This window comes from Kitasatospora arboriphila (assembly GCF_039528095.1).
Classification (GTDB): domain Bacteria; phylum Actinomycetota; class Actinomycetes; order Streptomycetales; family Streptomycetaceae; genus Kitasatospora; species Kitasatospora arboriphila.
The window spans coordinates 1-11,140 of the sequence record NZ_BAAALD010000153.1 but is presented as its reverse complement, the minus strand read 5'-3'; the positions used below and the strand labels follow the sequence as shown (position 1 = coordinate 11,140).

8 protein-coding genes are annotated in these 11,140 nt (G+C 76.2%); 1 reads left to right on the top strand and 7 read right to left on the bottom strand.

Annotated elements, in window-relative coordinates; all coding sequences use genetic code 11:
- Positions 1–71: 71 nt before the first annotated feature.
- From ABD353_RS37800 to ABD353_RS37790, 3 genes are all read right to left on the bottom strand, one after another.
- Positions 72–2,198, bottom strand: a complete 2,127-nt coding sequence (locus tag ABD353_RS37800; protein ID WP_344628263.1) for an MMPL family transporter — start codon at positions 2,196–2,198, stop codon at positions 72–74.
- A 38-nt stretch (positions 2,199–2,236) separates the two neighbouring features.
- Positions 2,237–5,668, bottom strand: coding sequence for an ATP-binding protein (locus tag ABD353_RS37795; RefSeq protein ID WP_344628262.1), 3,432 nt, complete (start codon positions 5,666–5,668; stop codon positions 2,237–2,239).
- Positions 5,669–5,973: 305 nt separating this feature from the next.
- Positions 5,974–6,408 carry a group III truncated hemoglobin gene (locus ABD353_RS37790; RefSeq protein WP_344628261.1) on the bottom strand — a complete coding sequence of 145 codons (435 nt, stop codon included), beginning with the start codon at positions 6,406–6,408 and terminating at the stop codon, positions 5,974–5,976.
- 127 nt (positions 6,409–6,535) lie between these two features.
- On the opposite strand from ABD353_RS37790, the gene ABD353_RS37785 reads away from it, so the two are divergent.
- Positions 6,536–7,525, top strand: a complete 990-nt coding sequence (locus ABD353_RS37785) for an aldo/keto reductase (protein ID WP_344628260.1) — start codon at positions 6,536–6,538, stop codon at positions 7,523–7,525.
- Positions 7,526–7,622: 97 nt separating this feature from the next.
- Here ABD353_RS37785 and ABD353_RS37780 read toward each other — a convergent pair whose 3' ends face one another.
- The 4 genes from ABD353_RS37780 to ABD353_RS37765 all read right to left on the bottom strand — a co-directional run bounded on the left by ABD353_RS37780 (position 7,623) and on the right by ABD353_RS37765 (position 10,470).
- Positions 7,623–8,342 carry a winged helix-turn-helix domain-containing protein gene (locus ABD353_RS37780; RefSeq protein WP_344628259.1) on the bottom strand — a complete coding sequence of 240 codons (720 nt, stop codon included), beginning with the start codon at positions 8,340–8,342 and terminating at the stop codon, positions 7,623–7,625.
- 613 nt (positions 8,343–8,955) lie between these two features.
- Complete coding sequence (locus tag ABD353_RS37775; protein WP_344628258.1) at positions 8,956–9,576, bottom strand: GTP-binding protein; 621 nt, start codon at positions 9,574–9,576, stop codon at positions 8,956–8,958.
- Entirely contained in the window at positions 9,557–10,054 is a 498-nt protein-coding gene (locus ABD353_RS37770; RefSeq protein WP_344628257.1) for a DUF742 domain-containing protein, read from the bottom strand. Before ABD353_RS37770 ends, ABD353_RS37775 begins: the two co-directional genes overlap by 20 nt.
- Entirely contained in the window at positions 10,051–10,470 is a 420-nt protein-coding gene (locus ABD353_RS37765) for a roadblock/LC7 domain-containing protein (protein ID WP_344628256.1), read from the bottom strand. Before ABD353_RS37765 ends, ABD353_RS37770 begins: the two co-directional genes overlap by 4 nt.
- Positions 10,471–11,140 lie beyond the last annotated feature (670 nt).

Genomic DNA, 11,140 nt, shown 5'->3' with positions numbered 1-11,140 from the left:
CGGTCACGGAAACGCCACCGGGCGCCGCTCCTCCCCACGTGGGAGCGGCGCCCGGTGCGGGGCGTCCCGGGTCAGGCGGGGACGCGCTCCGGCTCGGCGGCGGCGGTGCCGGCCGTAGCGGCCACCGGCGCGGGCCAGCGGCGGGCGAGCGGGGCGGGCAGCCACCAGTTGAGCCGGCCGAGCAGGGTCATCGTCGCGGGGACGAGCACCAGCCGGACGACCGTGGCGTCGATGAGCACCGCGACGGCCATGCCGACGCCCATCATCTTCACGGTGATGTCCGGGTCGATCGCGAAGCCGGTGAAGACGGCGACCATGATGGCGGCCGCGCTGCTGATGACCCGCCCGGTCGCGGACAGGCCGCGCACCACCGAGCCCTTGGCGTCGCCGGTGGCGAGCCAGTCCTCCCGGACGCGGTCGAGCAGGAAGACCTCGTAGTCCATGGAGAGGCCGAACAGCACGGTGAACATCAGGATCGGCACCCAGCTGGAGACCGGCACCTCGTGCGGCAGGCCGAGCGCCCGGGCACCGGTGTCGGACTGGAAGACCGCCGTCATCACGCCGTAGGCGGCGGCCACCGAGAGCAGGTTCATCGCCGCGGCCTTCACCGCGATGACCGGCGCCCGGAACAGCACGGTGAGCAGGATCAGCGAGAGCGCGACCACCACCGGCACCACCACCCACAGCCGGTCGGAGAGCCGGTCGGAGATGTCGGAGAAGGCGGCGACCGTGCCGGTGATCTCGGCGCCCTCGGGCAGCACGTCGGTGCGCAGCGACTTCAGCAGGTCGGCGGTGCGCTCGTCCTGCGGGCCGGTGGCGGGGGTGACGGTGACGACGGCGGCGTCCTGTGCCCGGTTGACCAGCGGCGGCCGCACGGCGGCGACGCCCGGCCGGGCCTTCAGGGTGTCCAGCAGCGCCGGCAGCTTCTCCTGCGGCACCTTCTTCAGGTCGACGGCGACGATCAGCGGCCCGTTGGCGCCGGGCCCGAACGCGTCGGCGGTGAGGTCGTACGCCTTGCGCGTGGTGCTGGACGACGCCTGGCTGCCGGCGTCCTGCGGCCAGGTGCGCATGTGCAGCATCGGGGCGGCCAGGGCGAGCAGCACCACCAGCGAGCCGAGCGCGGCGGCGACCGGGCGGCGGCCGATCAGCCGGGCCCAGCGCTCGGTGCGGGTCGGGCCCGCCTGGGTGCGGCGCTGCGGTTCGCGGCGCTCGGCACGGCGCAGCAGCCGGTCGCCGACGAGCGAGCAGAGCGCCGGGACGAGGGTCAGGGCGGCCAGCATCACGGCGCCGACCACGGCGAAGGTGGCGTAGCCGAACGAGGAGTAGGTGGGCAGGCCGGCCAGCTTCAGGCCGAACAGCGCGACCAGCACCGTCGATCCGGCCACCACCACGGAGGCGCCGGCGGTGGCGGTCGCCTCGGCGGCGGCCTGCTGCTTCGTCAGGCCCTTGCGCAGGCCCTCGACGTGGCGGCTGACGAGCAGCAGGGCGTAGTCGATGCCGACGCCGAGGCCGACCATCGAGGCCACCGTCGGCGCGGTCGGGCTGATGTCGGTGACGGCGGCGAGCAGCGTGGTGAGACCGGTGCCGAGGCCGAGGCCGGCCAGGGCGACGACCAGCGGCAGGCCGGCGGAGACCACCGTGCCGAGCGCGATCACCAGGATCACCAGGGCGGCGCCCATACCGATCATCTCGGCGGCGCCGTTCGGCGCGGTGAAGTTCTCCGGCAGCTGTCCGCCGAACTCGACCTGCAGCCCGGACCGCTCGGTCGGCTTCGCGGCCTCGCGCAGCGCGTCCAGGCCGGCGGAGCCCTTGAAGTCGGTGACCGGGACGGAGTAGTCCACGGTGATCAGGGCGGTGTCGCCGCGGGCGGACAGCACCGGCTGCGCCACCGAGGACACCTTGGGCAGGGCGGCGAGGCCGTCGCGCAGCGCCGCCAGCCGGTCGGCGGGCACCGGCCCGCCCCGGCGGTCGTGGACGACGACCCTGGCGTTCGCCCCGGACATCTCCGGGAAGCGCTCCTTCAGCAGGTCGGCGCCGGCGGTGGAGCGGGTGCCGGGGACGCGGTAGTCGTCGTGCGGGGTGCCGCCGAAGGCGGCGGCCAGGCCGAGGGCGAGGCCCAGCAGCAGCACCCATCCGAGGACGGTGCGCCAGGGCCGGGCGGCGGATGCGCCGCCGAGGCGGCCGAGCAGGGTAGACATCGTCGGGGCCTTTCGGCAGTCCGGTGGTCGATACCCGTTCAGCCTGCGGGGTGCCGCTTGGAGCCCACTTGGTGCCGGGCGACGGCCTCCGCATCGGGGACGGCCGGCAGGCCGTGCAGCGCGGCCAGCGCCTCCGCCTCCCAGCGCGGGGACTCCCAGCGGCGGGCCACCTCCGCGGCCTGCGCGAAGTACCCGGCGGCCTCCTCGGTGCGGCCGAGCATCCGGGCCAGCTCGCCGAGCGACTGCGCGACCGGCCGCAGCGCGACGGAGGTCGACGCCGCGCCGGCCACCAGCCCGCGCAGCGGCCGCAGTTCGGCGATCAGCTCGGCCGCCTCGGCCCGCTCGTCCAGGGCGACCACCGCGGCGGCGCGCAGCGCGAGGAAGAAGGAGCGGTAGTAGTCGGGCTGGACGGGCGGCCGGACGGCCCGGGCCGCCCTGGCCTCCTCGGTGCGGCCGAGCGCGGCGAGGGCCAGCGCCTCCACGTCGGCGACCAGGCGCCCGTACAGCGCGGTGACGGCACGCAGCCGGGGCAGTTCGCTGCCGATCCGGCCCTCCTGGACGGCGATGGTGAGGTCGGCGAGCGCCCCGAAGCCCTCGGCGTGCACCGAGGCCCGGGCGGTCAGCCCGGCGACGGCCTGCCGGTACAGCTCGGCGGCCTCCGCGGTGCGGCCCGCGGCGAGTTCCAGCATGCCGCGGTGGCAGCGGCCGACGTCGACCAGTTCGAGCAGCCCGTACCGTTCGGCGATCGCCGCGGCGGCCGCGATGTGGCGGCGCAGCGCGGGCAGGTCGCCGGCGACGGCGGCGGCCGTGGCGTACAGCTGCTCGGCCTGCCAGCGGTAGGCCGGCAGGTCGTGCCGGCGGGCCAGCGCGGCGAGTTCGTCGGCGATCACGGCCCGCTGGGGGGCGCCGAGTTCGAAGTCGCAGATCCGGGCGGACGCGGCCAGGGCGAGCGCCAGCAGCCGGGGGTCGCCCTCGGCGCGGGCGATGGCGAGCGCCTCGTCGGCGGCGGCGGTCCCGATCGGCTCCCCCGCGCAGTTGCACTCGTGGGTGAGGGCGTCCAGCAGCCGGCAGCGGGTCGCGGGCGGCAGGTCGGTGCGGCGCAGCAGCCGCTGCAGCGTCTCCACCGCCCGGTCGTCGTAGCTGCCGTAGGGGTGGGCGACCCACGGGGTGGGTTCCGTCCAGGCCGTCCACGCCTCGATCTCCAGGTCCTCCCGGCCGGTCTCCTCGGCGAGGGCGACCGCCCGGCTGCGGGTCGCGGTGGCGGCGGAGATCGCCCCGGCCCGGACCTGGGCCCGCAGCAGCGCGCCGAGCAGGGCGATCCGGCGGGCCGGCCGGTCGTCGCCGTCCTCCGGCACCCGGTCGAGGTTGTCCAGGGCCTGCTGCAGCAGGTCGGCGCAGGACTGGTGGGCGTAGCGGCGCTCGGCGGCCTCGGCGGCGCGCACGCAGGCGTCGACCGCGCGCTGCGCGGTGGCGGAGGAGGCGGCGGCCGTCCAGTGGTGGGCCAGTGCGGCGAGGCGGTCCGGCCGCAGCGCGCACAGCGCCTCCGCGAACCGGCCGTGCAGCCGCGCCCGGCGCAGCCCGCTGAGGTCGCCGTACAGGGTGTCGCGGACCAGCGCGTGCGCGAACCGGACGGCCCCGGGCCGGGGTTCGGTGAGCAGCCCGCCCGCGACGGCCGCCTCCAGCGCGTCCAGCAGGCCCTCCTCCTCCGCGCCGGAGGCGTGCACCAGCAGCTCGACCTCCGTCTCCCGGCCGGCGACCGAAGCCAGCCTCAGCGCCTCGACGGTGGCCGGCGGCAGCCGGTCGAACCGCCGCCGCAGCACGTCCCGGACGCCCTGCGGCACCTCCTGGACGGCCACCAGCGCGCCCTCCCCGGCCAGCAGGTGGGCGCTCTCCACCAGGTAGAACGGGTTGCCGCCGGTGCGTTCGGCGAGCGCGCGGACGGTGTCCGCGTCGACGGGGGTGTCGCAGACCGCACCGATCAGGGTGCCGGCCTCGGCCTCGTCCAGCCCGCCCAGCGCGATCCGGTACGGCGAGCAGCGGGCGAAGGTGCCGAGCAGATCGGTGAGCCGCCCCTCGCCGGGCCGGTGCGCGCACACCAGCATCAGACGCTCGGGCCCCAGCGCGGCGGCGAGTTCGGCGGCCAGCGCACGGGTCTCCTGGTCCGCCGCGTGCAGGTCGTCGAGGATCACCGCGACGGGCGCCTGCTCCGTCGCGGCCTCCAGCCAGCGGACGACCGCCCGGTGCAGCCGGAAGCGGCCGGTCAGGGCGTCCCGCCGACGGGACGGGTCGTCCTCGCCGAGCAGCGGGGCGAGTTCCGCCGCCGTCGCCGCGCTCGGCGGATGCTGCCGGGCCAGCTCGCGCAGCGCCTCCGTCCACGCCCAGGCCGGCGGGGCGCCCTCCGTCTCCGGACACCGCCCGGTGGCCACCAGCCAGCCGCTGCGCCGCAGTTCGCCGCTCAGCCGGGCGAGCAGGGTGGACTTGCCGGCCCCGGCCTCACCGGACACCAGCACCACCGACCGGCCGCCGGGGGCGGTCGCGGCCGTCGCCGCCTCGCGCAGGGTGCGCTGCTCGGCCTCCCGGCCGACGAACGGCGGCTCGGGTGGGGCGCCGCCGCAGCCCGGCCCGGCGGTGCACGCCGGACCGGACGGACGGGCCGGCGGAAGGTCGGCGGCCGGGGTCGGCACGGCCAGCAGGTCGGTGCGCTGCCGGAGGATCGCCGACTCCAGCTCGGCCAGCGCCGGTCCCGGGTCCAGGCCGAGTTCGGCGGTGAGCACGGTACGGGCGCGGCGCAGCGCCTCCAGCGCCTCGGCCTGCCGGCCGGCGCCCCACAGCGCCCGGGCCAGCAGCCGCCAGCCCTCCTCGCGCAGCGGATGCTCCTCGGTCAGCGCCAGCGCGGCGGCCGCCGCCTCACCGGCCCGGCCCTCGTCCAGGGCCGCCACCACCGCGGACTCCCGCGCGGCCAGCCGCAGTTCACCGAGCCGGGTGATCTCGGCCGCGGCCCAGGGCTCGTCGGCGAACTCGGCGAAGGCGGTACCGCGCCAGAGCGCCAGCGCCTCGTCGAACAGCCGGGACACCGGGTGCCCGAGCCGCTCCGCGGCCTGCTCGGCGAACGGCCGGAGGTCGCGGGCGTCCCGCAGCCGCTGCTCGAAGTCCCAGGCGTCGACACCGGACGCCGGCACGGCCAGGGCGTAACCGGGGGCACGGCTGACCAGCAGCCGGGCGGGCTCGCGGGGACCGCGCTCGGGCTCGAGCAGGCGTCGCAGATTGGAGACGTACGCCTGCAGGGAGGCGGCGGCCTTGGCCGGGGGGCGGCCCTGCCACAGGTCGTCGATCAGCCGGTCCACCGGGACGACGGCGCCGCGGGCCACCAGCAGCCGGGCGAGCACACCGCGCTGCCGCGGGCCGCCGAGGCCGACCGTCGCCCCCGCCACCTGCGCCGTCAACGTGCCCAGCACCGATATCCGCACCATCGTGCAGCGAGCCTATGCGATGGCGCCCACGCGACTCCAAGTGGACTCCAAGCGGAGGGGCAGCACTCCAGGGGCAGCACTCCAGGGGCAGCACCCCAGGGGCGCATGGGGGCACCTCCCGGCCGAAGGCTGGGGAGAACTGCGCAGTCCGGGGCTGGGCATCGTGGCAGTACGGGCCGAGCCCTGACCCGTTCAGCCACCCGCATCCGAATTGCGCAGTTCCCCGCGCCCCTGGGGTGCTGCCCCTCAGCGGACTGCGCAGTTCCCCCGCGCCCCTGGGGTGCTGCCCTCCGCAGGGAAGGTCCTCAGCTGCGGAGCAGGACTGCCGAGAGGGGGACGAAGCCGCCCCCGGTGCCTTCGGTGTCGCCGCCGGCGGTGCGGCGGAGCATGGCGAGGGCGATGCGTTCGCCCTGGGCCTTGGCGCGGTCGGCGGTGGGGCCTGCGTGGAGGCCGTCGACGGAGGCGTGCCAGAGCTGGACCCAGCGGCCGAAGTGGGCGGCCGTGAGGGGGCGCTGCCGGTGCAGTCCGAGGTGCGGGGCGAAGGCGTTGCGCCGGTATTCGCCGCTCCGCAGCAGGGCGCTCGCCCAGAAGTCGGTGATGTGCGGGAGGTGGGCCTCCAGGTCGAGCCGGGCGACCTCGGTGAAGTGCGGGCCGATCAGCGGGTCGGCGAAGGCGGCGGTGTAGAAGCGCCGCAGCAGCGGCTCCAGGTCGGCGCGGTCGGTGATGTCGGGGCGCGGCACCGGCGGGCTCCTCTCCGTACGGCCCGGCGGCCCGTCCGGCCGCCGCGGCCAGGCTACGCCCGGGGTGTCCGGTTCCGGCAGGGTCGTTGGTCCCTGCGACCCGGCCGCCACCTGGCAGGATGCCGGTATGACCTATCTCCCCTCGGACGACCGCTACGCGTCCATGACCTACCGGCGGGCCGGGCGCAGCGGTGTGCAGCTGCCCGCGGTGTCGCTCGGCCTGTGGCACAACTTCGGTGACTCGCAGCCGTTGGAGGTGCAGCGCGCGGTGCTGCGCCGGGCCTTCGACCGCGGTGTGACCCACTTCGACCTGGCGAACAACTACGGCCCGCCGTACGGCAGTGCGGAGCGCAACTTCGGCTACCTGTTCGCGCAGGACTTCAAGCCGTACCGGGACGAGTTGTTCATCGCGTCCAAGGCGGGCTACGACATGTGGCCGGGTCCGTACGGCGACGGCGGCTCGCGCAAGTACCTGCTGTCCAGTCTCGACCAGTCGCTGGGCCGGATGGGCCTGGACCACGTCGACGTCTTCTACTCGCACCGCTACGACCCCACGACTCCGCTGGAGGAGACGATGGGGGCGCTGGACCGGGCGGTGCGGTCGGGCAAGGCGCTGTACGCGGCGATCTCCAACTACCCGGCCGAGCAGCACCGCGAGGCGGTGGAGATCCTGCGCGGCATGGGCACTCCGGTGCTGATGAACCAGATCAGCTACTCGATCCTGAACCGCACCCCCGAGGACGGGCTGCTGGACGCGATCGGCGAGACCCAGACCAGCATGATCGCCTTCTCGCCGCTGGCGCAGGGCCTGCTGACCGACCGCTACCTGTCGGGCGAGGTGCCGGCCGGTTCGCGGATGTCGGTCGGCCACTTCCTGCGCGAGGAGGCGCTGACCGGGCAGAAGCTGGAGCAGCTGCGGGCGCTGAACAAGGTGGCCGAGCAGCGCGGTCAGACCCTCGCCCAGCTGGCGCTGTCGTGGGTGCTGCGGGACGAGCGGGTGGTCTCGGTGATCATCGGTGCGTCGAGCGTGGCCCAGCTCGACCAGAACCTCGACGCGCTGAAGGCCGGTCCGCTGACCGCCGAGGAGCTCGCCGAGATCGACCGGCTCAGCCGCTGAGCCCGACGGCCCGACCGGCCTGCGCCGTCGGTCGTGCCACCGGCCGGGGTCGGACGCGTACCGCGTCCGGCCCCGGCCGTCGTGCTGCTGCGCCCGTTCAGACGGCGGGCGCGTACTTGTAGCCGACCCGGCGGACGGTGACGATGCTGTCGCGGTGCGCCGCGCCGAGCTTGCGCCGCAGGCGGGCGACGTGCACGTCGACGGTGCGGCCGTCGCCGACGTGGCCGTAGCCCCAGACGGCGGTGACCAGGTGGTCGCGGGTGTGCACCCGGTGCGGGTGCTCGGTGAGGTGGGCGAGCAGCTCGAACTCCAGGTAGGTGAGGTCGAGCTGGACGCCGTCGACGTGGGCGGTGCGCCGGTCGGTGTCGACGCTGATGCCGTGCGCGGACGGCCGGGCGGCGGGCCGCGGCCGCTCGGCCGGGGCGACGGGGGCCGGGGCGGCCGTGGGCGCGGGGGCCTGGTCGGCGGGGACGAGCAGCAGGTAGCCGACCAGCGGGTGCCCGGTGGAGGCGCCGAGCTCGGCGCCGTACTGGGCGAGCAGGCCCTGGGGCAGGGCGGACGGCGGCAGTGCGACGACCGTGGCGCCCTCCGGCAGGCCGGCGGGCAGCAGGGCGGCGGGCTGCCGCTCGGGCGCGGGCCGGGTGTGCTGGGGCGCTGCGGCGGCGGTGTGCGGGGCCGGGGTGGTGGCGTGCGGGGCGGCGGTGGTGTTCGGGTACCAGCGCTCGGTGCCGCCGGGGACGGCGGCCACGGAGCGGACGGCCCGCAGGTGCGGGGTGGCGGCGGTGACGGTACGGGTGGCCGTGGAGGTGGAGGACATGGTGGGCTCTCTTCGCGCGGGACGGATTCGGGTGGTCGTCGTCTGCGCGTCGGGCCTTGCGCGGAAGTGGTGCTGACGGTCGGTCAGTCCACCGCAAGGGCGGGACGCGCGCTAGGCGGTCCGACAGGTCTGGTCGAAGAGGTGCGGCTGGCGGGACGGCCAGAACGGTTCGAGCTCGGGGCGGAACGGGTCCACGGTCGGGTCTCCGGGTGGGCGCAGGGCGGAAGGCGCCGGGCAGCCGTCAGGACGCGGCCCGGCCGGGGGTTCGGGGACGGGGATCGGCGCCGGGCTGGCCCCGGGCCGGTGGGGTCCGTCAGTGACAGCAGGCGCTGCAGACCAGCGCCTGGTCGATGTGGCGGCGTACGGTGAGCGCCGGCACGGCGGGGGCGGGCAGGACCGTGCCGCGGAACGCGTCTGCGGTCATGTCGACTGCCTCCTCCCCCAGGGGCACGGCGCGGGCCGCGCAACGTGCAACGGGTACGAGCCTTCCACGCCCGGACGGCCGCAGGCAACCCCGACGGCCCGGCCGTCCGCCATCCGGGACTCTCGCGTCCCGCCATTCGGACACCGGTCCGGACGGGCCTGGTGACGGGCCGTCCGGCCGAACGGTCCGTCAGCCCTTGGCGGCGCCCGTGGGGTCGAGGCCGGCCTGCGCGGCGGCGTGTTCGACCAGCCGGATCAGCAGCTCCTTGCCGTCCTCGCGGCTGCGCGCGTCGCACAGCAGCACCGGGATGCCGGGGTCCAGGTCGAGTGCGGCGCGGACGTCCTCCGGCGCGTAGACCTCGGTGCCCTCGAAGCAGTTGACGGCGACCACGAAGGGGATGCGGCGCTGCTCGAAGAAGTCCACCGAGGGGAAGGAGTCGGCGAGCCGCCGGGTGTCGGCGAGCACCACCGCGCCGAGCGCGCCCTGCGCCAGCTCGTCCCAGACGAACCAGAACCGGTCCTGGCCGGGGGTGCCGAAGAGGTAGAGCGCGAGGCCGGGCCGCAGGTCGATCCGGCCGAAGTCCATCGCGACGGTGGTGCTGCGCTTGGCCTCGACCCCGGAGGTGTCGTCGACCGGGCGGCCGCGCTCGCTGAGGAGCTCCTCGGTGCGCAGCGGGCGGATCTCGCTGACCGCCCCGACCAGGGTGGTCTTGCCGGCGCCGAAGCCGCCGGCGACCAGGATCTTCAGGGCCGTGGAGGACCAGAGGGCGGAACGGGTGTCCGCGGGGGCGTCAGAGTGCACGGAGGCCATTGATCACGTCTCGCAGGAGTTGCTCGTCGGGTCGCTGGGCGAGCGGCACGGGCCGGGTGACGGTGATCAGCCCGGCGTCGTTGAGGTCGCCGAGCAGCACCCGGACGACGCTGACCGGCAGGTCGCAGTAGGAGCCGAGCTCGGCGACGCTCAGCGGCTCGTCGCGGCAGAGCGCCAGCAGGGCGTGGTGGGTGGCGTCGAGGGCGGGCTCGTGGTCGGCCCCGCCCCCGGCGTCCGTGGCGCGCACCAGGGAGATGAGGTCGAACAGGCCCTCGTCGACCGGCCTGGCCGCCCGTCCCCTGGTCACCGAGAACAGCCGCACCACCGGCCCCGCGTCGTCGTCGAACCAGCGGTCGTCCGCGGCGCTGCGCGGCGTGAAGAGGTCGATCTCCGGCTCGGTGTCGTAGGGGTCGTCGTACGGGTCCTCGTACGGCCCGTCCTGCGGTGCGTCGTCCTCGGCGGCCATCCCGTCGGTCATCTCCCTTGCGCGGCGGACTCGGTGCGCGGCTCGGCGGCGAGGTGCTCGCCCACCCGCTTGACCAGCAGCGCCATCTCGTAGGCGATCTGGCCGACGTCGGACTCGGCGTCGCTGAGCACGGCCAGGCAGCTGCCGTCGCCGGCCGCGGTGATGAAGAGGAAGGCCTCGTCGAGCTCCACCATGGTCTGGCGGACCCCGCCGACCCGGAAGTGCCGGCCGGCGCCCTTGGCCAGGCTGTGGAAACCGGAGGCGACGGCCGCGAGGTGCTCGGCGTCCTCGCGGGCCAGGCCGCTGGAGACGCCGGTCGCCAGACCGTCGCTGGACAGGATCACCGCATGCCTCAGGGTCGCGACGCGGCCCACCAGGTCGTCCAGGAGCCAGTTCAGGTCTCCGGACGGCTGTGTCGTTGCGGTCATTTCTCGGTTCCTTCCGCTGGGGCGGGTGGTGCGGGTGGTACGGGGTTTCCTTGGCGTACGGGGTACAGCTGGGGCCGCGGGCGCGCGGCCGGCAGAGCAGGTGGGACGGGTGCAGAGGGTAGCGCCACCCGGGGCGGTACGGGGACCCCGACCCGCGGTCGACCGGATTGCGGTGGTTCGGGGGCGTCGGGCAGGTCCGGCACCACGGTCAGCGAGGCGGGCTGCAGGCGGTCGCCGCGGCCGCGGGCGTAGCCGCGCTGGAAGGAGGCGAAGGCGGCCCTGGCCTCCTCCGGCGAGCGCTCGCGGACGGGTTCGGCGGCCTGCTGTTCGCCCTCCTGCCGCAGCTGGGGGGCGAGGCTGGCCTGCCGGACGCGCTTGGGCAGCAGCCCGCCGGCGACCGGCGCGGGGGTCTCCGCGGGCGCCGGGGCGGGCGCGGCGGCGGGGGTCTCGGCCGGCGTGGCGTCGGCCGGGATCTCGGGGGGGGCCCCCGGGGGGGGGGGGGGGGGGGGGGGGCCCGGCGGGCGTGGCGCGGGCGGGGATCTCGGCGGGGCCCTCCGGGCGGGGGTGGCGGCCGGTGCCGGCCGCCTCCGGGTCCGGGACGAGCGCCGGGCCGCCGGTGCGTCGGCGGGGCAGTCCGCCGGGGGTGGTGGCGGGTTCGGCGTTCGAGGGC